This is a genomic window from Faecalibacterium sp. 3 (assembly GCF_048323735.1).
Taxonomy (GTDB): Bacteria; Bacillota; Clostridia; order Oscillospirales; family Ruminococcaceae; genus Faecalibacterium; species Faecalibacterium wellingii.
This window is the reverse complement of record NZ_JBLWFN010000001.1, coordinates 1,851,854-1,877,620: the sequence shown is the minus strand read 5'-3', so window position 1 is coordinate 1,877,620 and position 25,767 is coordinate 1,851,854. Positions and strand designations below refer to the sequence as shown.

At 51.6% G+C, this 25,767-nt stretch carries 24 protein-coding genes and 4 pseudogenes; all 28 read left to right on the top strand.

Features of this window, described 5'->3' with window-relative positions; all coding sequences use genetic code 11:
- The first annotated feature begins 203 nt into the window (after positions 1-203).
- Positions 204-1,073 (top strand): DUF6017 domain-containing protein, encoded by an 870-nt coding sequence (locus ACNSPV_RS08935; RefSeq protein ID WP_348583681.1) that lies wholly within the window; start codon positions 204-206, stop codon positions 1,071-1,073.
- Entirely contained in the window at positions 1,073-1,906 is an 834-nt protein-coding gene (locus ACNSPV_RS08930) for a ParA family protein (protein ID WP_348583682.1), read from the top strand. The genes ACNSPV_RS08935 and ACNSPV_RS08930 overlap by 1 nt, the downstream gene beginning before the upstream one ends.
- Complete coding sequence (locus tag ACNSPV_RS08925; RefSeq protein WP_291017149.1) at positions 1,863-2,789, top strand: ParB/RepB/Spo0J family partition protein; 927 nt, start codon at positions 1,863-1,865, stop codon at positions 2,787-2,789. The genes ACNSPV_RS08930 and ACNSPV_RS08925 overlap by 44 nt, the downstream gene beginning before the upstream one ends.
- A gap of 62 nt (positions 2,790-2,851) precedes the next feature.
- Positions 2,852-3,277 (top strand): hypothetical protein, encoded by a 426-nt coding sequence (locus ACNSPV_RS08920; RefSeq protein ID WP_348583683.1) that lies wholly within the window; start codon positions 2,852-2,854, stop codon positions 3,275-3,277.
- An 11-nt stretch (positions 3,278-3,288) separates the two neighbouring features.
- Entirely contained in the window at positions 3,289-3,762 is a 474-nt protein-coding gene (locus ACNSPV_RS08915) for a hypothetical protein (RefSeq protein ID WP_097793388.1), read from the top strand.
- Complete coding sequence (locus ACNSPV_RS08910) at positions 3,762-3,965, top strand: hypothetical protein (protein WP_173016332.1); 204 nt, start codon at positions 3,762-3,764, stop codon at positions 3,963-3,965. Before ACNSPV_RS08915 ends, ACNSPV_RS08910 begins: the two co-directional genes overlap by 1 nt.
- Positions 3,886-4,335 carry a DUF3846 domain-containing protein gene (locus ACNSPV_RS08905; protein WP_154266145.1) on the top strand — a complete coding sequence of 150 codons (450 nt, stop codon included), beginning with the start codon at positions 3,886-3,888 and terminating at the stop codon, positions 4,333-4,335. Before ACNSPV_RS08910 ends, ACNSPV_RS08905 begins: the two co-directional genes overlap by 80 nt.
- Positions 4,336-4,365: 30 nt before the next feature.
- Complete coding sequence (locus tag ACNSPV_RS08900) at positions 4,366-4,824, top strand: PcfB family protein (protein WP_154266061.1); 459 nt, start codon at positions 4,366-4,368, stop codon at positions 4,822-4,824.
- Positions 4,821-5,681: pseudogene (locus ACNSPV_RS08895) on the top strand (type IV secretory system conjugative DNA transfer family protein); the annotation flags it as partial. The gene ACNSPV_RS08900 and the pseudogene ACNSPV_RS08895, both read left to right, overlap by 4 nt.
- Positions 5,682-5,876: 195 nt before the next feature.
- Positions 5,877-7,754, top strand: a complete 1,878-nt coding sequence (locus ACNSPV_RS08890) for a recombinase family protein (RefSeq protein WP_243086041.1) — start codon at positions 5,877-5,879, stop codon at positions 7,752-7,754.
- Positions 7,755-7,758: 4 nt separating this feature from the next.
- Positions 7,759-8,136 (top strand): TnpV protein, encoded by a 378-nt coding sequence (locus ACNSPV_RS08885; RefSeq protein WP_005944774.1) that lies wholly within the window; start codon positions 7,759-7,761, stop codon positions 8,134-8,136.
- 13 nt (positions 8,137-8,149) lie between these two features.
- Positions 8,150-8,430, top strand: a pseudogene (locus ACNSPV_RS08880) (DUF6809 family protein).
- Positions 8,431-8,565: 135 nt separating this feature from the next.
- Complete coding sequence (locus tag ACNSPV_RS08875) at positions 8,566-10,098, top strand: hypothetical protein (protein ID WP_015573038.1); 1,533 nt, start codon at positions 8,566-8,568, stop codon at positions 10,096-10,098.
- Positions 10,099-10,364: 266 nt separating this feature from the next.
- Entirely contained in the window at positions 10,365-10,889 is a 525-nt protein-coding gene (locus tag ACNSPV_RS08870; RefSeq protein ID WP_015516227.1) for a hypothetical protein, read from the top strand.
- Between the two features lie 127 nt (positions 10,890-11,016).
- A pseudogene (locus ACNSPV_RS08865) lies at positions 11,017-11,222 on the top strand (DUF3847 domain-containing protein); the annotation flags it as partial.
- Between the two features lie 118 nt (positions 11,223-11,340).
- Positions 11,341-12,837 (top strand): MobQ family relaxase, encoded by a 1,497-nt coding sequence (gene mobQ, locus ACNSPV_RS08860; protein ID WP_348583684.1) that lies wholly within the window; start codon positions 11,341-11,343, stop codon positions 12,835-12,837.
- On the top strand, positions 12,834-14,705 hold the full coding sequence (locus ACNSPV_RS08855; RefSeq protein ID WP_348583685.1) for an AAA family ATPase: 1,872 nt from the start codon (positions 12,834-12,836) through the stop codon (positions 14,703-14,705). The genes mobQ and ACNSPV_RS08855 overlap by 4 nt, the downstream gene beginning before the upstream one ends.
- A 142-nt stretch (positions 14,706-14,847) precedes the next feature.
- Entirely contained in the window at positions 14,848-15,006 is a 159-nt protein-coding gene (locus ACNSPV_RS08850; RefSeq protein WP_015524582.1) for a transposon-encoded TnpW family protein, read from the top strand.
- A gap of 41 nt (positions 15,007-15,047) precedes the next feature.
- Positions 15,048-15,866 (top strand): annotated as a pseudogene (locus ACNSPV_RS08845) (VirD4-like conjugal transfer protein, CD1115 family); the annotation flags it as partial.
- A gap of 136 nt (positions 15,867-16,002) precedes the next feature.
- Entirely contained in the window at positions 16,003-16,218 is a 216-nt protein-coding gene (locus ACNSPV_RS08840) for a Maff2 family mobile element protein (protein WP_015565185.1), read from the top strand.
- Positions 16,219-16,419: 201 nt separating this feature from the next.
- Positions 16,420-17,286, top strand: a complete 867-nt coding sequence (locus ACNSPV_RS08835) for a VirB6/TrbL-like conjugal transfer protein, CD1112 family (RefSeq protein ID WP_298637805.1) — start codon at positions 16,420-16,422, stop codon at positions 17,284-17,286.
- Between the two features lie 14 nt (positions 17,287-17,300).
- On the top strand, positions 17,301-17,663 hold the full coding sequence (locus ACNSPV_RS08830) for a PrgI family protein (protein ID WP_154266063.1): 363 nt from the start codon (positions 17,301-17,303) through the stop codon (positions 17,661-17,663).
- On the top strand, positions 17,629-20,004 hold the full coding sequence (locus tag ACNSPV_RS08825) for a VirB4-like conjugal transfer ATPase, CD1110 family (RefSeq protein WP_317333703.1): 2,376 nt from the start codon (positions 17,629-17,631) through the stop codon (positions 20,002-20,004). The genes ACNSPV_RS08830 and ACNSPV_RS08825 overlap by 35 nt, the downstream gene beginning before the upstream one ends.
- The gene (locus ACNSPV_RS08820; protein WP_348583686.1) at positions 19,997-21,757 is read left to right on the top strand and encodes a C40 family peptidase; all 1,761 of its coding nucleotides are present in this window, start codon (positions 19,997-19,999) and stop codon (positions 21,755-21,757) included. The genes ACNSPV_RS08825 and ACNSPV_RS08820 overlap by 8 nt, the downstream gene beginning before the upstream one ends.
- A 13-nt stretch (positions 21,758-21,770) precedes the next feature.
- Complete coding sequence (locus ACNSPV_RS08815) at positions 21,771-22,037, top strand: DUF4315 family protein (protein WP_112122164.1); 267 nt, start codon at positions 21,771-21,773, stop codon at positions 22,035-22,037.
- Positions 22,021-22,743, top strand: a complete 723-nt coding sequence (locus ACNSPV_RS08810; RefSeq protein WP_227619712.1) for a DUF4366 domain-containing protein — start codon at positions 22,021-22,023, stop codon at positions 22,741-22,743. Before ACNSPV_RS08815 ends, ACNSPV_RS08810 begins: the two co-directional genes overlap by 17 nt.
- Before the next feature lie 100 nt (positions 22,744-22,843).
- Positions 22,844-24,877 (top strand): DNA topoisomerase 3, encoded by a 2,034-nt coding sequence (locus ACNSPV_RS08805; RefSeq protein ID WP_418268304.1) that lies wholly within the window; start codon positions 22,844-22,846, stop codon positions 24,875-24,877.
- Positions 24,877-25,764 (top strand): LPD16 domain-containing protein, encoded by an 888-nt coding sequence (locus ACNSPV_RS08800; protein WP_348583373.1) that lies wholly within the window; start codon positions 24,877-24,879, stop codon positions 25,762-25,764. Before ACNSPV_RS08805 ends, ACNSPV_RS08800 begins: the two co-directional genes overlap by 1 nt.
- The last annotated feature ends 3 nt before the right edge of the window (positions 25,765-25,767 follow it).

Sequence of the window (25,767 nt, the reverse complement as noted above, 5' to 3'; positions counted from 1 at the left end):
CCACCCAATTTTTAAGTGTGTCAATGGGTTTTGCTCAGAGAGAAGGTCATTTACGAGAAAAGTTTTTTCTGACAGCTTACTTAGCGCAATTTTGATTTTACACATCAAAGTTGCGCTTTTTATTTTCCCCAAAAGTATTGACAAGGAGGTTTTCTCAACGATGCCGATGTATTTTTGCTGTTTTTTATCCATAAACCAACCGCATGACCCTTGACTACTTCTACGGACAGACTGGAGAGCTTTTCTCCTTCTACCGCATTCCAAAGGCTCTTTTTCAGGAGCAGCGGTTCCAGAGCCTGTCCACGGATGCCAAGACGCTCTACGGTATCCTGCTGGATCGGATGAGCCTGTCAGCCAAAAACGGCTGGCTGGACGAGCAGAACCGGGTGTTCATCATCTTCACGATCGAGGATGTCAAGAGGTCATTGTGTTGCGCAGACAACAAAGCGACGAAGTTGCTGCGGGAGCTTGAAGAATTTGGTTTGATTGAACGAAAACGCAGAGGTTTAGGAAGGCCAAGTTTGGTGTATGTGAAAAACTTTTCGGCAGATTCTTCAAAAACACGATTCCAGAATCGTGAAAATCACGAATCTGGAGGCTTCAAAAGCGCAAGTCAAGACCCTGCAAAACCACGATGTAATAAGACTGATAAGAATAATACTGAGATGAATGAGACTTATCCCTTCAATTCGGAAGAAACCGACGGGATGAGCCAGCGCGAACAACTTGAAAAATATTTTTCTCAGTCCTTGGAGGTCGAGCTTCTTCTCCGGCTTTGCCCAGATGATGAGGATATTATCTACCAGATTGTTGATTTGCTGGTGGATACCTGTGCGACCAAGCGAAAGATGCTGCGGATTGCCGGGGATGACCGCCCTGCCGAGGTAGTGCGTAGCCGGTTTATGAAGCTGAACGCCGACCACATCAAATTTGTGTTGAAGTGCCTTGCAGAGAACAGCAGCCCGATCCGAAACATGAAACAATACCTGCTCGCTTCTCTGTACAACGCACCCACCACCATGCAGCTTTCCTATCAAAACCAAACCAACCACGACTTAGCGAATCGGAGGTGATGAAAATTTCAAAGAAAGCAACCACGATTGCCATCGTCAACCAGAAAGGCGGCACCGGCAAGACCACTACCTGTGAAAATCTGGGCATCGGGCTGGCGATGGAGGGCAAAAAAGTCCTGTTGGTGGATGCCGACCCACAAGGCAGCCTGACCATCAGCATGGGCTGGCAGCAGCCCGATGAACTGCCCACTACCCTTTCCACCCTGATGGCAAAAGCTATGAACGATCAGTGCATTCCACCCGGTGAAGGTGTGCTGCACCATGCAGAGGGAGTAGACCTCATCCCAGCCAACATAGAGTTGGCAGGGATGGAAGTTGCCCTTGTCAATACCATGAGCCGCGAAAAGATGTTGAAACAGGTCTTGGACAGCGCAAGGCAGGAATATGACTATATTCTGCTGGACTGTACTCCTTCCCTTGGGATGCTGACCATCAACGCGCTGGCGGCGACAGACACTGCTCTGATACCCGTACAGGCACAGTACCTTTCCGCGAAAGGTCTGGAACAGCTTTTGCAGACCATCAACAAGGTGCATCGGCAGATCAACCCAAAGCTGAAAATCGAAGGTATCCTGCTGACGATGACAGATAACCGCACCAACTATGGCCGACAAATCGACACGCTGATCCGGCAGGCATACGGAAAGCACATCAAAGTGTTCGGTCAGACGATTCCACACTCCGTCCGTGCAGCGGAAATCAGCGCGGCGGGTAAGAGCATCTTTGTCCATGACCCGAAAGGCAAAGTGGCAGAAGCCTATAAATCTCTGACGAAGGAGGTGCTGGCCGATGCCGAAAAGCAGCGTAAACGCCAGTCTGAGCAGCTACGATGATATTTTTTCCACCGAAGAATCCCGGCAGGAAGAACAGCGCGAGCAGGTGCGGCAGATTCCGATTGGAGAGCTGTTTCCATTCAAGAACCATCCCTTCAAGGTTCTGGACGATGATTCTATGAGCGATACCGTGGAAAGTGTCAAGCAGTACGGTGTGCTTTCGCCGTTGATTGCCCGCCCCAGACCGAAGGGCGGCTATGAAATTATCTCCGGGCACCGCCGTCAACACGCTGCGGAGCTGGCCGGACTGGAAACCCTGCCGGTCATTGTGCGCCAGATGGACGATGATGCTGCCATAATCCTCATGGTAGATAGCAATTTGCAGCGTGAGCATATTCTGCCCAGTGAACGCGCATTTGCCTACAAAATGAAGCTGGACGCAATAAAAAATCAAGGTACAAGGTCAGATTTAACTTCGACACAAGTTGTGTCGAAGTTGCGGAGCAATGAAAAGCTGGGCGCAGAGAATAATCAAAGTCGTGAGACTGTTCGACGTTTCATCCGTCTGACCAACCTTATTCCAGAACTGCTGGACATGGTGGATAACAAAACCGTGTCCTTCAATCCTGCTGTGGAGCTTTCCTATCTTTCTCCTGAACAACAGCAGGAAGTGATCCGGGCAATGGATGATACCCAGAACTTTCCTTCTGTCTCACAAGCAAAGCGTATCAAGAAGCTGGCTCAGGATGGAACTTTTACAACGGAGACGGTCGTTGCCATTATGGGCGAGGAGAAAAAGAGCGAGCTTGATACAGTGACCATAAAAAATGACACCCTGAGAAAATACTTTCCCCGCAGCTATACGCCCAAACAGATGGAAGATACCATCATCAAGCTGCTGGAGCAGTGGCAGAAAAAGCGTCAGCACAGTGAAGAACGCTGACAGGATATGAATTGGAAAGACCCGGTTGGGTCTTTTTCTTTAGAAAAAAGGAGAAAACGCCTATGAAAAATGATTCTAATCCCATTATTCGTTCCCAGGAAGTCACCATTGATATGCACATCTGTGCGGCACTGTCGGAGAGCAGGGGCAGCGGCGAGATCTATTTTGCTGCCATCGCCCCGGATATGGAACTGACAGTCATCACGCTGGACGAGGCTCCCGACATTCTGCCCTGCTTTGACGAAGATGATGCATATCTGAACATCCCCGGCAGCTCACTGCTGCTCAGCTACAACCCGGCACAGGTGCTGAAGCTGGCAGGCAAGCACTATCTGACCGGCCCGGTCATTTTGGTGCGCACCAATATGGATGGCGAGTTCATCTCGCTGACGATCGATCAGGTCTACCTCTTTCAGAAGTACCTGATGCGCCACAGCGTTACCCTGATGGCTGACGGCCAGAAGCTGCCCTGCATCTGCATGGAGTGAGGTGCCTTTTTATGTCAACCAGAGAAAAAAGAGAACAGCGGAAAACCCAGAAAGCGAGGTTTGTTGCAATGTATCCGGGCTTGTCGCACGATGAGATTATCGAGGAGTGTCTCAAGGAACTGAAGCACCATTTCGAGGTTGGGCCGGAAGTTGCCCTTATCAGTGCCGAAAAAGGTGTTCAGTGTGTGCCGTTTGATGAATCCCTTCAAAAGAAGTTTCCTTACTTTGAGGGGACTTACGAAGTCTTTGATGTTCCGCATACGGATTTTCAGATTCGCTACCAGCCAGAGCAGATTCTCGCCGCAAGCGGAAGAAAAATCCTGACCGGCACGGCATTTCTTTGCCGCAGGGAAAATGAGCGTTGTCTTATGCTTCCGAGCCGATATGAAAAGGTCGATGTGGAAGATTTTATTCGGGAGCATCTGTTTTTCTATGACGATGCTGAGATGCGCCATGTTGGTGTTGCGCTTTCGGAGGTTGCGTAATGGAGTTCGTGAAAGACTTTCTGATCTATGAAGCCGGTGCGCTCTGTGGGTTCTTTATCGCAGCCCTGATGAATGCGGCGCGCGCCGGACAGGAAATCACCATCAAATTTGAGGAGGATAAGCATGGAACAGGAAAAGAACACCCTGACGGTGCTGGAGATCGCACCGGGACAGTACCCGAAGCAGGTCGAGATCGATCCTGACCTGAAAGCCTTGCAGCAGGCGGTGGGCGGCTCCATCGGCGCAAGCTACCCCTTTGCCGATGACCCGGTCGCCATCATCTACAACGATGATGGTAAGCTGATGGGACTGCCGTTGAACCGTGCCCTGCGGGACGAGGACGGGCAGATGTACGATGCCGTTGCCGGAACCTTTCTGGTGGTGGGGCTGGGCGAGGAGGATTTTGCATCCCTGACCCCGGAGATGGCGCAGAAGTACGAGCGGCTTTTCCATCAGCCGGAAGATTTTATCCGGCTGGGGCATCGGATGATGGTTGTTCGTGTGCCCGATGAAGCAGTTTGCCCGGAAGAAAGCAAAACCACCCTGCCGAAGGATGCCGGATTTGACCGCTAAACACGACTTTCTGCACTGGAGGTGATGGAAATGCAGGAAGAAATCGAGCATAAAACGGTCAACTTCGCCATCTCGACTGCAAAGCTATCTGCCCGTACACTTTTGAGAGGGGCGCAGTTCTTTCTGCGCCAGTACGACAAGAGTGCGTCGCAGGGCAAGCAGTCCATGAAGCGGCTCATACGGCAGAACCGGGGTGTGACCAATCTGGAGATCGAAAAGACTGGCATCAAGGATTTTGACCGCTACGCTAAGCGGTATCACATCGACTATGCAATCCAAAAAGACCTGTCCTGCACACCACCTCGGTTTCTGATTTTCTTCAAGGCACAGGATGCAGACGTTCTGAACGCTGCGTTCAAGGAGTATTCTGCAGCAGTATTGAACAAGGCCGAGCGTCCCTCTGTGCTGGCCAAGCTGCACGATCTGGCACAGGTCATTGCCAACCTCCCCGACAAAGTACGGCACAAAGAGGAGGAACGTGGCTTATGAACAAGAAAAAGTTCACCAAGCTGCTGGCCCTGTACCTGCCTTATCTGGTGATTGGGCTGGCTGCGACCAATTTTGGCGAGGCATGGCGGCTGGCCGAGGGTAAGGAGCTGGGCGATAGAATCGTGTCACTCATAGATACGCTCCCGGCTGCATTTGCAAACCCTCTGCCCAGTCTGCACCCACTGGATATTCTGGTGGGCATCTGCTGCGGTACCGGACTGCGGCTGGCGGTCTATCTAAAAAGCAAAAACGCTAAAAAGTACCGGCACGGTATGGAGTACGGCTCTGCCCGGTGGGGTACTCCGGCAGATATTGCGCCGTTCATGGCTCCGAAGTTTGAGGATAACATCATTCTGACTAAAACAGAACGCCTGATGATGAGCAACCGACCACCTGACCCCAAAAATGCCCGGAATAAAAACGTGCTGGTGGTGGGCGGTTCCGGCAGCGGCAAAACAAGGTATTTTATTAAGCCGAATTTGCTTCAATGCACGTCAAAAAGCCATCCGGTTTCATTCGTGGTAACTGACCCCAAAGGCGGTCTCATTCAAGAATGTGGACTTGCCCTGCTGAAGAACGGATATAAGATCAGGACGATGAACACCATAAATTTTCACAAGTCCATGCGCTACAATCCGTTCGCATATATCCACGAGGAAAAGGATATTTTGAAGCTGGTCACGACCCTTATGACCAACACCAAAGGTGAAGGTCAGGGCGGCGATCCATTCTGGGACAAAGCAGAGCGGCTTTTACTGACATCGCTGATTGCCTATCTGCACTACGAAGCCCCAGCTGAGGAGCAGAATTTTGCTACGCTGCTGGAAATGCTCAACACCATGCAGGTGTCCGAGGACGACGAGGATTATCAGAATCCGGTTGATTTGCTCTTTGAAGATTTGGTAAAAAAGAAGCCGAACAGCTTTGCAGGGCGGCAGTACAAGCTCTATAAATTGGCTGCCGGTGTTGTATGCTCTAAAAGACTTCTTAATCAAGCGGTTGGGAAGTCTCTTAGAACACACAACCTAAAACCGAAGAAAGGAGCGCAAGTTATGAGAAAAAATGAGAAAATCACAGCTCTGTACGAACGACTGAGCCGTGATGACTTTGGCAAAGATGATGACCAACAGCGTGAGAGCAATTCCATATCCAATCAAAAGGCAATGTTGGAGGAGTTCGCCGCACGGCAGGGCTTTACAAACATTGTCCATTTCACGGACGATGGCATTAGTGGTACTTGCTTTGACCGTCCCGGATTTTTAGCAATGATGAAAGAAGTGGAAGCCGGGAATGTGGAGTATTTGTGCATCAAGGACATGAGCCGCATGGGTCGTGACTATCTGAAAGTCGGTCAGATTATGGAAATCCTGCGTCAGCGTGGCGTTCGCCTTATCGCCATCAATGACGGCGTGGACAGTGCCAGAGGGGACGATGATTTTACCCCTTTCCGCAACATTATGAACGAATACTACGCCAGAGACACCAGCCGTAAAATCCGTTCCACTTTCCAGTCCAAAGGCAAGTCCGGCAAGCACCTCACAGGCACGGTCATTTACGGCTATCTTTGGAACGAAGCCAGAGACCAATGGTTGGTTGACCCCGAAGCCGCCGAGGTGGTCAAGCGCATCTTTGCCATGACGATTGACGGCTACGGTCCGTATCAGATCGCCAGCAAGCTGAAAGAAGAAAAAGTCCTCATTCCGTCCGCTTACCTTGCCCGGCACGGCGAGGGCGTGAACAAAAATAAGACCTTCAAAGATGTGTACGGCTGGGGTTCTTCCACCATCTGCAACATTCTTGAAAAGCGTGAATATCTGGGACACACCATCAACTTCAAGACCCGAAAGCACTTCAAGGACAAGAAAAGCCATTATGTCCCGGAGGACGAATGGACAATTTTCGAGAATACCCATGAAGCTATCATTGACCAGCAGACCTTTGACCTTGTGCAGAAAATCCGTGGGAATGTCAGACGCTACCCGGACGGCTGGGGCGAAGCAGCTCCCCTCACAGGCTTGCTTTATTGTGCCGATTGCGGCGGCAAGATGTATGTCCACCGTACCAACAACGGCAAGCGTATTTCTCAATATACCTGTTCCCAATACAGCAAAGTCCCAGTTGGAAAGCTCTGCACGACACAGCACCGTATCAATGAAGATGTGGTACTGTCCCTTGTTTCCGAAATGCTCAAAGCTATTGCCGAGTATGCGAAGCATGACAGAGCCGAGTTTGTCCGAGTGGTGCAGGAAGCGCAGTCCAGCCAGCAGACGGCAGAGGTCAAGAAACAGCGGACACGCCTTGCCACCGCAAAGCAGAGAGTTTCCGAGCTGGAAGTCCTGCTCTGCAAAATCTATGAGGACAACATTTTAGGAAAGCTGTCTGACAGCAGATATGCCACTCTGGACGCTCAATATGAAAAGGAGCAGACCGAGCTTACCGCTGAAATCTCTGTTCTGGAAAAGGCTATCAAGAGCTACGAGAAGCACGAAAAGGACGCTGACCGTTTTATCGCTCTGATTGACAAGTATGAGAACTTCGACAAGCTGACGATTGCCATGCTCAATGAGTTTATTGAGAAAATCCTTGTGCATGAGCGTGACCGCAAGGGCAGTATTCAGACCACACAGGAGGTCGAGATTTACTTCAATTTCGTGGGTCGTTTCGTTCCCCCTGCGTTTGGCGAAGTGGAGCTTACCCCGGAGGAATTAGAGGAAATCCGCAAGCGTGAGGAACGCAAGGACAGGCTCCACCAGAACTACTTGAAGCGGAAAGCCAATGGTAAACAGAAAGAGTATGAGGAGCGCACGAAAGCCAAGAAAAAAGCGGAGATTGAAGCCAGAAAACAGGCAATCCGCACCGAGGATATTGCCAGAGGGGTATTTATCCCGGTGAGCAGTTTGCCGCAGCTGGGACCGAGAAAGGGAGCGTGATTTTATGAAAGAGTTGAAACCGAGAATCCATGAGAACGGTATGGACTATGTGTTGGTGGGCGACTACTATGTGCCGGACTTGAAGCTGCCGGAGGAACGCCGACCTATTGGGCATTGGGGACGCTTGCACCAGTCCTATCTGAAATTGCACCGTCCCATGCTTTACAACGAGCTAATTTTGTCCGGCAGGCTCCACACCGTCGTTGCCGATCTGAACGAGCAGGCGGCAGACAGGCTGGACTTGATTATCCGGCAGATGATGAAAGCCGAGGGCGTGACCGAAGCCATGAAAGCGGAAAATCAGATGTTATGGGTGCAGTCAATGAACTCCATCCGCTGCCGGGCAGAGGAAATCATCAAGACGGAACTAATCTACTGTTGAGAGAGGTAAAGCTATGATTTTGGAAGCCATGTATAATGGGGAGTTTTATCCCTGCGAGACAGTTGTACCTACATCACCGGAATACCGAAAGGCAGTCATAGCCTGTGAAAAGCTCATGGAGCAGTTGTCCCAGCGGCTCAGCAAAGAGGACTATGAGCTGGTGCAGGAACTCCGGGCGCAGACAGCAATCGCCCAATGTGAAGAAAGTGAAAGTCACTTCAAGTATGGCTTTTCCGCTGGGCTGATGTTCAGCAGGAAGCCCATGAACAAGTGCAGCAGAAGAAAGAAAAATAGATGAAGAAAGCCGCCTGAGCAGAAAGAAACTGTTCGGGCGGTTTCAGCATTCGCCAGTAGATTTATTCACACTCTTGTGATAAAATTTACTACAATAAAGAGCGTGATAGCACTAATTTTATGGGGGGATGCTTAATGAATAGAATTTTGAAAAAGTTTTTACAGCGGGGTGTCGATTTAAGTCCTGTGGGAGTTGAACTCCGTGAGGATAATACAAATTATTTTTGTACCCCAAAAGGGGCATCGGTTTTTGGATGGGCAGGGATAGATGGTATCCACTTCTGTTTCATTCGTGGATTTGGAGAGATGGTTTTCTCTGTCAGCCCCATGAATACTTCTCCTGATTATGTTCATCCAGTAGCTGAAAATTTTACCGACTTTCTGCGGCTTATACTGGCTTGTGGTGATGTGGCGGCAGTGGAACAAGCGTGGATGTGGAACGAAGCACAGTTTGAAGCCTTTCTCAATGAAAACCCTACAACCCAGGAACAACAGCAAACTTTATCGGAAATTTCAGAGAAGATGAATTTGTTGCCGATGGAACAACCGTGGACATATATCAAAAACCTGCAATCTTCCTTTGATTACAGTCAGATTAAATACACAGAAGATTATTACGATAATGATATGACTTCAGAGGCAGAATTGGTTGCCCCTGAATGGAAGGTCTACTTTGATGGAGATTTCTGGGGACATCGAGGTAAAGACCGTGCCGGAAAAGAGATCAAGCTGGATAAACAATTCGATTGGGCTGGATATCATTGGGTAATTCCGGCAGCTTATTCATGTAGCAAAGGACTTGTCGTTGATTTTTGTATGCGAGTTGATTCAGAAAGCATCCGTGACTTCATGAAAAAATGGAATCTGGACTGGGAAAATGACTCATGTGAAAATTTTACCCGTGAGCAACAGATGCAGATGGAATGGGAAAACCCACTTTGTTTTAACTTCAAACCTTGCTTGAAGTTAAACGAGAAAATATTACAGACAACCCATGGCTGCGCTGTGAGCTTTAATCCTTGTCTGCCAGATGGCGTTATCAATGAGTTGGAAGCAAAATGGGCAATCGACCATTATGGGCTGGATAGTACTTATGGCTGGGTCATATGCAGAGACGTATTTCCTTGGGGAACCAAGCATCACCCTGAAATCAATAAACTTTTTCTTACAATGGAGCAGCAACCAGGACAAGTTCCAGGCTCACATTTCAAAGTTCACGCACCCGGAGATTCATTTATGTTTTCCCATCCTGTTAGCGGAATAACCCATACACTGACCGTGCAGGAAATAGAACAGCAGACAGTTCCTCAAAATAGTTTTGGTTCTGATCGCTGGATTTATCCGACACATTATATTGCCATGAGTTATACACTTACCCCTGAACCGATGGAGAACATTTCGGTTTTTGACTGTGATGAAGGCGATAGACCGATAGAAGTTACACCAGACGATCATTCGTTCCGTCCAGTTGGCAGTAGTTCCTGTTTTGTTGTTGGTGTTATTGGTGGTGCAGATGGTCCGACAGCAGTTATATATGGAACAAATTCACAAGAAAAACTTCATGCTGCTTGTTCTGCTCTGCACTTTGAACCGGTTGGTGATGATGTCGAGTGGCGTATCGTGTTCAATGTTACGCAGTTTGACAAAGAAACATTCCCAATTATCTAAAAATACCCTTAGAACTCTAAGGGCGCACTTCTATACTCTCTGTCGAGAGTAGTGCGTCCTGCGGAGCTTCATTCCCGGTCAGCAGAAGAAAACTGCACGACCGAGAATGTTTCGTCACTTCGTTCCGTCAAGGTGGCTACACCCCCTTGCGCCGCTAAAGCGGCTATCCCCTGTGGACTTGCCGTCCGCAAACGGTTTTGACAAACCGTTCGCCGCCAGCAAGTTTGAAAATCAAGAATCTTAATTTGATAAAGGAGTGTGATTCTATGAAAAAGAAATTACCCATAATCCTCTTGGGTGTTATTTTGGCTTGTGTGTTGGTTTTCGGTTTCCTTTATGCAAACAATGACATTGGTAAAACCGCAAACAGTTTAGAAGCAGACATTCGCCAATCTCAAAAAATTTTGGATGATTGGATTGTTGATGGAAGCATTTCCGACACAATGGCTGCATTTATTTCTTACCCACAGGACAAGACAGACCACACTTTTTCTGTCTATGTAAATCGCCCTGGCTTGTCTTTTGGATATTTCTTCCGTGGTGGTGGAGATATAGTTGAGGTTGATGATTACATTGCAGAGTTTGTTGTTGAGGGAAATAACGAAAGGGCATTTATCTCAATGAATACCCAAAATATTGTTCGACTTGAAGTAGATGATGGCAACGGCATTCAGGTGATTGATATTGATAGTGGCAAGCCTTTCGCCATTGTCCTGCCCCTCAATGTAGGAAACATCTGTTTCTATGATACGAATGGAAATGTTGTGGAATATCTTCGCCAACAACTTTGACCAACTTCAATTTACCGAACTGAACACAACAACTGAATACCGAAAAACTGACCGTTGACTGGTCGCAATCTGCGAAAAGTTGACGGTCTTTTTTTATCCCCAAAATCAAAAAAGGAGGTCAATCCCAATGACAAAACCGAAAACCCTCGACCAGCTCCGAGCCGAAAAGGAACGAGCTGAGACGCAGCTTGCACAGGAACAGCACAAGCTGGAGCGTCTGGAGAACAGAAAGAAGTATCTGGAGAAAGGCGAACGCACCAAGCGCACCCACCGCCTTTGCAATCTGGCGGCACGATTGAGAGCCTTGCCCCGGAGGTCAAAGATCTCACACGCACCGAAATGACAGAGCTGATGGAACACATCTTTTCCCTGTCCGAAGTCCAGCGAGCCGTCCGTCACATGGCGATTACCCATATCAGTCAAGCGAACAGAGAAAAGGAGTTGAAAGCCGATGGCACTATTTCATCTGAGCGTCACGCAGACTAAGCGAAGCGCAGGACAGTCCGCTATTGCTTCTGCCGCCTACCGTGCCGGGGAGCGATTGTATAGCGAGTATTACGGCGAATACAGCGACTACACCCGCAAGGGCGGCGTGATCTGCTCCGACATTCTCCTGCCGTCCCATGCACCGCCAGAATACGCAGACCGCCAGACCCTATGGAACGCCGTGGAAAAAGCCGAGCGTGGAAAGAACGCCCAGCTTGCATACAGCTTTGACATTGCCTTGCAGAATGAATTTTCCCTTGAGGAAAACATCGCTCTTGCAAGGCAATTTTTGTTGGAGAACTTTGTGAGCCGTGGCATGGTGGTTGACTTCGCCGTACACCAGCCAGACCGGGAGGACGGCGGCATACCAAACCCGCATTTTCATGTGCTTTGCCCCATCCGCCCCATCGAGCAGAACGGCAAATGGGGACTAAAGCAACGCCGGGTGTATGAGCTGGACGAGGACGGCAACCGTATCCGGGACGCAGACGGAAAGTTTGTGTTCAACGCCGTTCCCACTACCGACTGGGGCAGTCCCGAAACGCTGGAATACTGGCGGCAGACATGGGCGGAGCTATGCAACGCCAAGTTTGCGGAAAAGGGGCTTGACGTTCGTATCGACCACCGAAGCTATGAGCGTCAGGGCGTGGAGCTTCTTCCCACCGTCCACGAGGGCGCAACCGTCCGGGCAATGGAGAAGAAAGGCATACGCACCGAAAAGGGCGATTTCAACCGCTGGATCAAGGCAACCAATGCCGTTATCCGGGACATCAAGAAGAAAATCGCTCTCCTGTTCGATTGGATTGCCGAAGCAAAAGCAGAGCTTGCCAAGCCGCAGGCCCCCGACCTTGTTTCTCTGCTGAACGCCTATTACACCCAGCGCAGAGCCGGGGCGTATTCGCAGAAAGGCAAGGTCAGCAATCTAAAGGAGATGAACGAGACTTTCAATTATCTCCGGGCAAACGGCATTTACTCCCTTGAAGATTTGGAAAGCCGTGTCAGCGAACACAGTGCTGCCACAGAGAGCTTGAAGAAAACGCTGGACGAACAGACCGCCCGAATGAAAGCAATTAAGCAGCTCTATGACAGCTCCGCTGCTTTCCAGAGCTTGAAGCCTGTCTATGACGGCTTGCAGAAAATCAAGTTTGAGAAGCCCAGAGCCAAGTACAAGGCAGAGCATGAAGCGGAACTGAAACAGTTCTACGCCGCCAGACGCAAGCTGACCGGAGAGTTCCCGGACGGCAAGGTGGATATGAAAAAGCTGACCGAAGAGTATGACGAGCTGGAACTGGCGCACAACACCACCTACGGCGAGTTTAAGACTGTCAGAGACGATTTACACCGCCTTTGGAAGGTCAAGTCATGTGTAGATACTGCCGCCCGATTTAACGAGCGCACAGAGGAACAAAAGCTCCAAAATCGACCCCAAACACGACAGAAAAAGGAGGAACTATCACGATGAATTACACCCAAGCGCAGATTGATCGGGCAAACGCCGTCAGTCTGGAAGATTTTCTCCGCACACAGGGAGAGACGCTTATCAAAAGCGGACGGGAATACCGCTGGAAAGAACATGACAGCCTGACCGTCCGGGGAAACAAGTGGTTTCGCCATAGCCAGAGCAAGGGCGGCTATCCCATTGATTTTGTCATGGAGTTTTACGGCAAGTCCTTTCCCGAAGCTGTCCAGCTCTTAACCGGCGAAAGCGGTGAGGGACAGAGCGAAGCCAGCACAGCACCGCCCACAGCGTTTCACTTGCCCTTGCACAACAGGACAGCCGACAGAGCAATCCAATATCTCACAGAAAGCCGAGGTCTCAACAAAACGCTTGTTGAGGTTTTTCTTCTTTCCGGGGATATTTACGAGGACTCAAAGCGGCACAATGTTGTGTTTGTCGGCAGAGACCGAAGCGGTACGCCGAGATACGCCCATGTGCGAGGAACGGCAGACCCATTCAGACAGGACATTGCCGGGTCTGACAAATCCTATCCGTTCCGACACGAGGGTAATGGCAATCAGCTCTTTGTCTTTGAAGCGCCGATTGACCTGTTATCGTTCATCTGCCTTTATCCGCAGGACTGGCAGACAAGGAGCTATCTTGCCCTGGGCGGCGTTTCGGGAAAAGCCCTTGACCGTTTTCTTTCTGAACGCAAGGACACCCAAAAAGTATTCCTCTGCCTTGACAGCGATACCGCAGGAAGCGAAGCCTGTACCCGACTGGCACAGTCCATTCCCAGCGAGATCGCCGTCATTCGCCTTGTCCCGGCAAGGAAAGACTGGAACGATGTTCTCCGTCAGCAAGGGGACATTCCGAGCCGCAAATTTATAGCGGAAACAATCACGCTGCGAGAGCTGCCCACTGCCCAGCCTGTCCCCATGCTCCGTATGGCAGATGTGGAGCTGACGAGCGTGGATTGGTTATGGTTTCCGTATATTCCCTTTGGAAAGCTGACCATCATACAGGGCAACCCCGGCGAGGGCAAGACCTACTTTGCCATGCGTCTTGCGGCGGCTTGCACCAACCGAAAGCCTTTACCCGGTATGGAGACCCTTGAGCCTTTTAATATCATCTATCAAACCGCCGAGGACGGTCTGGGCGATACCGTTAAGCCCCGGCTGATGGAAGCGGAAGCAGACCTTGAAAGAGTGCTTGTCATTGACGATAGGGACACGCCGCTGACCCTTGCCGATGAGCGCATAGCAAGGGCAATCCGTGAGAACAACGCAAGGCTTGTTATCATTGACCCGGTACAGGCGTTTCTGGGCGCAGATGTGGACATGAACAGAGCAAACGAGGTGCGCCCGATATTCCGCAGTCTGGGAGACATTGCACAGGCTACCGGGTGCGCTATCGTGCTGATTGGACACCTGAACAAAGCCGCAGGAACGCAAAGCACCTACCGGGGATTGGGGTCTATCGACATTACGGCGGCAGTCCGCAGTCTGCTTTTTATCGGCAAGCTGAAGGACAGCCCCACAACGAGGGTGCTTATCCATGAGAAAAGCTCCCTTGCGCCGCCCGGACAGTCCCTTGCCTTTTCTCTGGGAGATGAGAAAGGTTTTGAGTGGATAGGGGCTTATGACATTACCGCTGACGAGCTTCTTGCCGGGACAGACACCGCCAAGACCGAGAGCAAGACCGCACAGGCGCAAATGCTCATTCTGGAACTGCTTGCAAACGGAAAGCGTATGCCGAGCGCAGAGCTGGAAAAGGCAGTCAATGAGCGTGGGATTTCCTCACGCACCATGAGAACGGCAAAGAGCCGTATCGGGGACAGACTTGTGACCGAGAAAGACGGCACAGTATGGGTCTGCTATCTCCGAGACTGACAACAGGAACACGGCAAGCGTGGCAAAGACGGCAAGGTTTTTATAGATACCTTAATGTTGCCGCCTTGCCTTGTTCCCTCATACCGACACCGCCCGATGATGAACAGTCACCGGGCATTTTTCATTTACAGGAGGATTTTGAATGAACAATACCGCAACCAACACCGCCACTTGCCCGACTGTCAGAAAGCAGATTGGCAAGACCACCTATATCGTCCGTGTCCATTTCAGCGAGACCGCCAAGGAGACGATGGAGGACAAAATCAAGCGTCTGCTCCGTGAGGAAGTCCGCAAAATGTGACTTCTTTTTGAATTTGATGAAAAAGTCCTTGACTTTTCGTCTCTGGCAAGACCGCAAAATCCATCCTGATTTCCTGCGGTGCCCGCCTTTCGCCCTTTGACATCCAAGAAATCCGGGATGCGACCATGTACGATGAGCTGGAGCTGGATAAGCTGGGCGACCGAAAAACAGCCTTATTCCTTATCATGTCGGATACGGACAGCACGTTCAATTTCCTTATCAGCATGATCTACTCCCAGCTTTTCAATTTGCTCTGTGACAAGGCAGATGATGTGTACGGCGGAAAGCTGCCTGTCCATGTGCGCTGCCTGATCGACGAGTGTGCCAATATTGGCCAGATTCCGCAGCTGGAAAAACTGGTGGCAACCATCCGAAGCCGCGAGATTTCGGCCTGCCTTGTGCTGCAAACCAGAAGCCAGTTGAAAGCCATCTACAAGGATAATGCGGATACCATCGTGGGCAACATGGACAGCCAGATATTTCTGGGTGGCAGCGAGCCTACTACCCTTAAAGATCTTGCCGAAGCACTCGGCAAGGAAACCATCGACAGCTACAACAATTCCGATACCCGTGGCAATAGCCCAAGCTATGGCACCAACTATCAAAAACTCGGTCATGAACTTATGAGCCGGGATGAGCTGGCGGTGCTGGATGGCGGCAAGTGCATCTTGCAGCTGCGCGGTGTAAGACCCTTTCTGTCGGATAAATACGATCTGACCCAACATCCGAACTACAAAATGACATCGGATGCTGACCCCAAAAATGCTCTGGATATTGAAAAATATCTGAGCCATAAAGAAAAAATCCGCCCGGACGACCAGTTCGTCCTCGTGGATGTTGATTCACTCCCGCCCGCCTGACAAAGACGAGCGGTTATTTTTTATCCTGACCCAAAAGGCGCACCAGAAAATCAGCCCTTGCCGCAGTTTACGGCAGTTCACAAGTAGGTTTCGGGTGTGCGCAGGGTCACTTTTTGCCAAACAAAGGAGACGAAATATGGAATTTTTCAATAGTGCAGTGGACGTTCTGAAGACTCTGGTCGTTGCTCTGGGTGCCGGTCTGGGCGTGTGGGGTGCTGTCAACCTCATGGAAGGCTACGGCGGCGATAATCCCTCCGCAAAGAGTCAGGGTATGAAGCAGCTCATGGCTGGCGGTGGTGTCGCCCTGATCGGCATTACCCTGATCCCCCTGCTGAGCGGTCTGTTCGGCTAAAAACTGCGGGCGGCATCTGCCGCCCATACATATTGCTCCAACTCACCGTGGCTAACGGTTTTTGTACTTGTGGAGCGAATTTTCAAGCCATACGTTCTATCAAAAAGGAGATGTTTCTATGAATTTTTTGACGAACCTCATCTTTGTTCTCAACCTGCTCAAGACCCTCATCAACCATTTCTTTTAAGGTGGTGGCGCTGAGTGGAAACCGTTCTCAAAGCAATCTCCGATTGGATCAAGTCACTGCTGACAGCTGCGATCATGTCCAATCTTTCCGGCCTGTTCGATGACGTCAACACCCAAGTGGGCAACATCGCACAGCAGGTCGGCACCAAACCATCCAGTTTTGAACCGCGCGTTTTCGCTATGATCGAGGCACTATCCCGTAATGTGGTGCTGCCCATCGCAGGCGTGATTTTGACCTTCATTGCTTGTTATGAATTGATTCAGATGATTACTGAACACAACAATATGGCACAATTTGAACCTGCGCTGCTGATGAAATGGATCTTCAAAACTGCCATTTCGGTCTGGATGATCTCCAACACCTTCGACATCATCATGGCGGTGTTCGATGTGACGCAGCAGGTGGTGGCAAATTCCAGCGGCATTATTTCCGGCAACACAAGGGTCAACGACATCGGGCTTTCCATGCTGCAATCCAGCATGATGCAGATGGACGTAGGCCCACTGTTCGGGCTGTTCTTGCAGTCCTTCTTCATCGGCATTACCATGCGCATCCTGTCCATTGTGATTTTCGTCATCGTCTACGGAAGAATGATTGAAATCTATATGGCCGTCAGTCTGGCTCCCATCCCGATGGCAACATGGGGCAACCATGAGCAATCCCATGTGGGACAGAATTATCTTCGCTCGCTGTTTGCGCTGGGATTTCAGGGCTTCCTGATTTTGATCTGCGTGGCGATCTACGCAGTTTTGCTTCAGAACGTCGCCATATCCGGGGATGCCATCAACTCCATTTGGAGCATTGTCGGCTATACGGTTCTTCTTTGTTTCAGTTTGTTCAAGACCAGTTCTGTGGCCAAGAGCATACTGGGTGCCCACTGATTGGAGGTGTTTTTTTGGCAGCGTATATTTCCGTGCCGCGCGATTTCAGCAAGGTGAAGTCCAAAGTAGCCTTTAATCTGACCGCCCGGCAGCTTATCTGTTTTGGTGCAGCGGCAGTCGTGGGCGTGCCGCTGTTCTTTGTTCTGCGGGACACCGCAGGCAATTCCGGCGCTACCCTCGGCATGATGGCGGTCATGTTGCCCATGTTCTTTCTGGCGATGTACCAGAAAAACGGACAGCCCGCCGAAAAGATTCTGCGGTACTACCTTCAGGCACGTTTTGTTCGCCCGAAGGTGCGTCCGTACAAGACCCGCAACTACTATGCACTGCTTATGAAGGGAGATGACACCCGTGATTCCGTTTCTGAAAAAGAATAAGGACGGCAAAAAGCCGCCCAAGTCCACAGTGCCCCGCACGGCACAGGAGAGCATCCCGTTTCAGCGGATGTTTGAGGACGGCACCTGCCGTGTCCGCCCCGGCTACTACACCCGCACCATCCAGTATCAGGATATCAACTATCAGTTGGCGCAGCAGGAGGACAAGACCGCCATCTTTGAGGAATGGTGCAGTTTTCTCAACTTTTTCGACAGCTCCATCCACTTTGAACTGTCCTTTGTGAACACTGCTACGGACAGTGCAGACTTTGAAAAGTCCATCCGTATCCCGTATCAGCAGGATGGTTTTGACGATGTTCGTGCCGAGTACAGCCAGATGCTGCGGCAGCAGCTTTCCAAGGGCAACAACGGCCTGACAAAGACAAAATTCCTGACCTACGGCATCGAGGGTGACAGCATGGCGCAGGTCAAACCCCGGTTGGAGCACATCCAGAACGACCTGATGAACAATTTCCACAGACTGGGCGTTCTGGCAAAGCCGCTGGACGGTACGGAGCGTCTGAAACTGATGCACGGGATGCTGAACATGGACGGTGCCAACAAGTTCCACTTCAACTGGAAAGACCTTGTGCCCAGTGGTCTGTCCGTAAAGGATGCCATTGCACCCACTGCGCTGGCATTTAAGAACAGCCGGACCTTTCAGATGGGCGGCATCTTCGGGGCGGTCAGCTTCCTGTCCATCACGGCATCCGACCTCAGCGACCAGCTCTTGAAGGATTTTCTGGACATGGATTCCAGCCAGATCGTTACCATGCACATCCAGTCCGTTGACCAGAACAAGGCCATCAAAACCATCAAGCACACGATTACCGAACTCGATAGATCAAAGATTGAGGAACAGAAAAAAGCCGTCCGCGCCGGATACGACATGGACGTGTTGCCATCCGATTTGGCGACTTATGGGCGGGATGCAAAAGCCCTGCTGAAAGAATTGCAGAGTCAGAACGAGCGGATGTTCCTCGTCACGTTTCTGGTGCTGAACACCGGCAAGACCGAGCAGGAACTGGAAACCAACGTGTTTCAGGCGGTCAGCATTGCCCAGAAGCACAACTGCGAACTGTGCCGGCTGGATTTTCAGCAGGAGCAGGGGCTGATGAGCAGCCTGCCGCTGGCAGACTGTCAGATCGAAATTCAGCGGGGACTGACCACCAGCAGCACGGCAATTTTTGTGCCGTTTACTACGCAGGAGCTGTTCGACAACGGTAAGGAAAGCCTGTACTACGGTTTGAACGCCTTGTCCAATAACCTGATTATGGTGGACCGTAAAAAGCTGAAAAACCCCAACGGTCTGATTCTGGGCACTCCCGGCTCTGGCAAGTCGTTCAGCGCAAAGCGAGAAATTTGCAATGCTTTTCTCGTCACGGATGACGATATTCTTGTGTGCGATCCTGAGTCGGAGTATGCTCCACTGGTGGAACGTCTGCATGGGCAGGTCATCCATATCAGCCCTTCCAGCACCCAGTATATCAACCCCATGGACATCAACACAAACTATTCCGAGGAAGATAATCCGCTGGCTTTGAAAGCCGATTTTATTCTTTCCCTTTGCGAACTTGTAGTCGGCGGCAAAGAGGGGTTGAAGCCTGTGGAGAAAACGGTCATTGACCGCTGCGTCCACAAAATCTATGCTCCTTACTTTGAGCACCCCTGTCCCGAAACCGTGCCGATGCTGGAAGACCTCTACAATGCACTGCTGACGCAAGACGAACCGGAAGCGCGTCATGTGGCGGCGGCGTTGGAAATCTATGTCAAGGGCAGTCTGAACATTTTTAACCACCATACTAATGTGGATATCAATAACCGTATCGTCTGTTTTGACATCAAGCAGCTTGGCAAGCAGTTGAAGAAACTCGGTATGCTCATCGTGCAGGATCAGGTCTGGGGCCGTGTGACTGCCAATCGCTCCGTTGGCAAATCGACCCGATACTACGCCGATGAGTTCCACCTTTTGCTGAAAGACGAGCAGACAGCCGCCTATTCCGTGGAGATCTGGAAACGTTTCCGTAAGTGGGGCGGCATCCCGACAGCCCTAACGCAGAACGTCAAAGATTTGCTGACAAGCCCCGAAGTATCGAACATTTTCGAGAACTCGGACTTTGTGTATATGCTGAATCAGGCCAACGGCGACCGGCAGATTCTTGCGAAACAGCTTAATATTTCGCCCCATCAGCTTTCCTATGTGACCCACTCCGGCGAGGGCGAAGGGCTGCTGTTTTTTGGCAATGTCATTCTTCCTTTTGTGGATCATTTTCCGAAAGACCTTGAGCTGTACCGCATCCTGACCACCCGCCTGTCGGAAGTTGTGGAGGCAAAACATGAATAAGAAACAGCCGAAACTGAAATTTGAGGAGGACAAGGAGCGCACTGCAACACGCTCCCCTCCGAAAAAGGAAAAGATGGAGCAGACCCAGCCCCGAAAGAAACTGAAACTGGATGCCGACAAAGCTGCCGAAAAAGCACAACATCTACGCTTTGGCAAAGCCGAGATCACTCCGGACGAAGCATCCCGCATGACAAAAGCCCAGAAACGAGAGATGTACGCTTCGGCCATTGCCCGGTCTGCGGCTCACCGGGAAGTTGACCAGTATGAGGATGATAATGTCGGCACGCAGGCTCTCAACGAGGGACTGAAAACAGAAGAATCTGCTGCGGATTTTTCCAAAAGTCGCTATTCTCGTAAGCTCAAGAAGAAAGCCAAGCTCCAAGCAAAAAAGAAGCTCAGAGCTACAAAATCTTCTGCCCATGAGCCGGACAAGGTACAAAATGCAGGAGAGGCCAACGTCATTCATAGTGACAGCGGCGAGGGTGGTTCCAATTGGCTTTCCCGGTGGCGGCAGAAACAGGACGTTCGCAAAAGCTACTATGCTGCTGCCCGGTCGGGCGGCACCGCAGCACAGACCGCTGGCGGGCAAAAGATCACATCCAGCGGTGCATCTGCCACTAAGTCCGGTGTAGAGCAGGTCATTGATAAGGGCAAGTCGGCTGTCAGCACTGCCGTCAACGGCATTGCCAATTTTGCAAAGAGCAACGCACACGTTTTGGTGATCGTGGGCGTTTTTCTTTTGCTCCTGCTGCTGGTCATGTCGGCATTTTCGTCCTGTTCCATTCTGTTTTCCGGCACCACGCAGGTATCCGGTCAGACCATTTACACCGCAGAGGACCGGGACATCCGGGGAGCCGAAACCGACTACAAGAAGCTGGAAAAGGAACTGGATAAAAAGATCAAGCGCACTCCTACCGACCACCCCGGCTACAACGAGTACCAGTACCACCTTGACCCCATCGAGCATGACCCATGGCAGTTGACCTCTTTTCTCACGACTCTCTATGACGATTACACCCGGTCAGAGGTGCAGGGCAAGTTGAAGGAGACCTTCAAAAAGCAATACAAGCTGACCGCATGGGTAGAAGTCCAGACCCGATACCGCACGGTAGTGATGATCGACATTTTTACTGGCATCCCCTACACCGTGCAAGTGCCCTATGAGTATCGAATTTTTCACACCAAATTGGTGAATAAAGGGCTGGAGGTCGTTATCCGGGAGGAACTGGACAACGACCAGTGGAAACGCTATGAGATCTTTCAGGATACGTTGGGCGGCAGACCTTATCTGTTCAACGGCGGCTTGCCGCCCGGTGGCTCCGATGGCTCCGGCACACCGGGCATCGACTATCAGGTTCCAGCAGAAGCCCTGACGGACGAGGAATTTGCCGCCATCTACAAGGAAGCCCAAAAGTATGTGGGCACGCCCTATGTGTGGGGCGGTTCTACCCCGGAAACCGGGTTCGATTGCTCCGGCTACGTTTGCTGGGTGTACAACCAGAACGGCTATGATGTAGGGCGCACCACAGCCAACGGTCTTTGGCAGAAAAGCCAGCACATTTCCGAAGCCGAAGCAAAGCCCGGTGATCTTGTTTTCTTCGAGGGAACGTATGATACCCCCGGAAAAAGTCATGTGGGCATCTACCTTGGCAACGGCATGATGGTGTCCGCTGGCGACCCCATCAAGTACGCAAACATTCACTCGTCCTACTGGGAGAAGCATCTCGCCGGGTTCGGACGGCTTTCAAAATGATTGGAGGAGTTTTATGAGCGAAAAACTGGATAAGTTGCGGGCAACGCTCAAGAAAGAGCAGGAGCGCCGCATCAAGCTGAATAACCGCATTGCGGTTTTGGAGCGTCGGATTCAGGAGGAAGAAGCCGCTGAGGTCAGCAGCATGGTACGCACGGCGAATGTGACCCCGGAACAGCTCGCCGCCCTGCTGCGGCAGTCGGCAACCGCCACCCCGAACCCGGCTGCGCTGTCTGCCGTGGGTGCAACTTTCGAGAAGGAGGTCGATGCAGATGAAGATTAAGAAACTGGGTGCGCTGTTGGTATCGGCGGCACTGTGCGCTGGCATGGCAGCTCCCGCTTTTGCCTTTGAGGGCGAAGCCGCCCCCGTGGAGCAGCCTGTTCTGCCGGAAGTGGTGGAGGAAGATGTTGTAACCGTCACGGACGAAACCTCTGGTGCCCTGACCCCGGAGGGCAATCTGACGCTGGTGGACGATTACCACACCGACTATTCCGATGGCAGCGGACAGCAGTTTATTACGCTGGTGTCGAAGTCGGGTGCCACCTTCTATCTGGTCATCGACCGCAACGCCAAGGGGCAGCAGACCGTTCACTTTATGAACCTTGTGGACGAAGCCGACCTTTTGGCGCTGATGGAGGAAGAAGATGCGGATGCTTATACCGCTGAAAAGGAAGCAGCAGAACAGGACAAGCTGAAAGCCGAGGAAGAAGCCAAGAAAGCCGCAGAAGAAGCGGCGGCATCCGGCGAGGAACAGCCCAAGGAAAACAAGGTCACAAAGATTGCATCCGGCTTTCTGGGCGTAGTCGTGCTGATTGCACTGGCGGCAGGCGGCATTTTCTACGCTTTCGCAAAGCAGAAGCAGAAAAAGCAGGCCGAAAAAGAAGCCCTCGACCCCGATGCAAACTACACCGAGGACAAGGGCGACTTCGAGATTCCCACCGAGGACGAGCCGGAGGAACCCGGTGAGGAAGATACCGAACCCATCTGATTTTAAGGCGGCATTTTGCCGCCGTACATATTGCAATCAGAAACAGATTGGAGTGATTTTTATCGCAAAATTAGTCGTGGCGGAAAAGCCCTCGGTGTCCATGTCCTATGCAAAAGTTCTCGGTGCGACCAACCGGCAGGACGGCTACCTTGAGGGCAACGGCTATCTTGTCAGCTGGTGCGTTGGTCATCTGGTGGAGCTGGCTCCGCCCAATGTCTACGATGCCAAGTATGTCAAGTGGAGCATCGCAGACCTGCCCATCCTGCCGCAAAAGTGGCAGTATCTGGTGTCTGCGTCCACCAAAAAGCAGTTTGGCATCCTGCAAAAACTCATGCACCGCCCGGACGTAGACAGCATTGTGAACAGTTGCGATTCCGGACGTGAGGGAGAACTGATCTTCCGCTTGGTGTACCAGCAGGCTGGGTGCAAAAAGCCCTTTTCCCGCCTGTGGCTGTCCAGCATGGAGGAAAATGCCATCCGAGAAGGGTTCGCCCACCTGAAACCGTCAACTGAATACGATGCGCTGTACAACGCAGCACTCTGCCGGGAACGTGCCGACTGGATGGTCGGCATCAATGCGTCCCGGCTTTTTTCGTGCCTGTACGGTCAACCGCTGGCGGTGGGGCGTGTTATGACCCCGGTACTTGCCATGACGGTTGTCCGGGAAGCTGCCATCGCTGCCTTTGTACCGGAGAAATTCTACACGGTGAATCTGGAACTGACCAGCGGCTGCACAGCATCCAGCAAACGGTTTGCACAGAAAGCAGATGCCGAACTACTGCTTTCCAAATGCCGAAAGGAGGGGCGTGTCACGGTGCAGAAGATGGAGCGCAAGGAAAAATCCGAAAGCCCGCCGCAGCTCTATGACCTTACTGCATTGCAGCGGGATGCCAACCGTCTGCTGGGATTTACGGCACAGCAGACCTTGGATTATGCCCAAAGTCTTTACGAAAAACGGCTCATCACCTACCCCCGCACGGACAGCCGGTTTTTGACGGAGGATATGGCGGCATCCCTTCCGGGACTGGTGACGGCCACGGGCAAGGCGTTTGCCGTGGAGGAGCCGATTTCCATCCATGTGCAGCAGGTCATCAATGGCAGCAAAGTCACCGACCACCATGCACTGCTGCCCACGAAAAGCATGGCAAACGCAGACCTTGCTGCCCTCCCTGCCGGGGAGCGGAATATCCTGCGGTTGATTGCCGCACGGCTGCTCTGCGCTGTGGGTGAGCTGCACCGCTATGCAGAAACCACCTTGACCACCCTCTGCGCCGGAGAGGAATTCTCCGCAAAAGGCAAGTTGGTGCTGTCCGACGGATGGAAAGCCATGGAACGAAAAATGCTGGGGGAACTTCTGGGCAAGCAAAAGGAAGCAGTTGTTCTGCCCGATGCGCAAGAGCAGAGCCAGTGCAGCGTTGCCGGTGCCGAACTGAAAGAGGGGCAAACGACCCCGCCAAAGCATTTTACCGAGGACCTTCTACTTCATGCGATGGAAACCGCCAGTGCAGACAGTATGCCGGAGGGCGTGGAACGTCAGGGCATCGGCACCCCGGCCACCCGCGCCGCAACTATTGAAAAGCTGGTGCAGAAGGGCTTTCTGGAACGCAAGGGCAACAAGAAAGCCAAGGTGCTGCTGCCCACCGACAAGGGCAAGGCATTGATTACCGTGATGCCCGAAGAAATTCAATCCCCGGAAATGACCGCTGATTGGGAAGCAAAGCTGCTACAAATCGAGCGTGGCGAAATGGAGCCGAGCGAATTTATGACCGAGATCAATACGATGATTACCGAACTGGTAAAGAACACGGAAATGAAAAAAGGAGCGAATGCACTTATGAAAAGCAAGATCATTGGTGTCTGCCCGAATTGTGGTGCAAATGTTGTGGAGCGTGAAAAGGGCTGGTTCTGCGAGAACCGGGAGTGCCGTTTCGTGCTGTGGAAGGACAATGCGTTCTTCAAGCGTCTGGGCAAGCGGCTGGACGCTCACGTGGCGGACAAGCTGCTGCGGGATGGTCGGGTCCGCCTGAAGGACTGCAAGAGTGCCAAGGGCAAGACCTACAATGCCACCGTGCTGCTGGGCACCGAACCCGATGGGCGCAGCAGGTTTTCTCTGGAATTTGAAGGTGGGTGCTGATGGAGCAGATAAAAGAAGCGGTCTACCTTATCAACGATGAACGCTATCTGCATCTCCGGGAAAACGGTGCAGGGGTCGGCTTTGCCACTTATAACAAGGTAACTGGTGAGCCGCTGGAAAGCGGGCAGATCTCGGAAAAGAACCTGCCGCCCGATGGCAGGAACGCCATTCCTGCTGCCCGGAACTGGTATCTGTTTGAACTTTCGGACGATGACCGCAAGGCCATCCAACAGGAAAGCGTAAAGATCCTCGAAAACATCCCGCAAGCTGGTATCGGCAGACGGCGCATCTGGGAGCCTGAAACGCTGCCGAAGGATATTCGTCTCATCAACAGCCACTATGACGACCTCTACCGCATTCCCGATGGCGGAGTTGTACAGGTGGATTACCCGGATGGGCGCAGCTTTACGGCACGGCTGGAACATCTGGATGATTACCACTTTGACATGGGCGGTCTGGGCAATGTGTTCCACATCTGCCAGTTTGCCGAGGTCATGGAACGAAACCATGCCGACTTCTACCCGGAAATTCAGACACAGGACGAGCAGGCTGCATGGGAACTGGGCGGCAAGGGCTATCTTGCTATCCAGTCCTGTGAGGACGGCTGGGACTACACTATTTACCACAGTGATTATTCCGTAATGGACGGTGGGCAGCTGGGTGCCCCGGAACTGACCATTCAGGAAGCCCGTGAGCAGATTCTGGAAGCACACCACATGGAAAAGGGCCGGCGGCTACTGCAGGACTACGATGCAGTCATGGATAAAGTTGCGGAAGCCGAGGAACTGAGTGCAGACCATCGCCCTTCCACACTGGAAAAGCTGGCAGAACTGGCAAGTGATACGTCTGCGCCAAAATCCTCTGCACGTTCTGCACCGGAACTGTGAGGT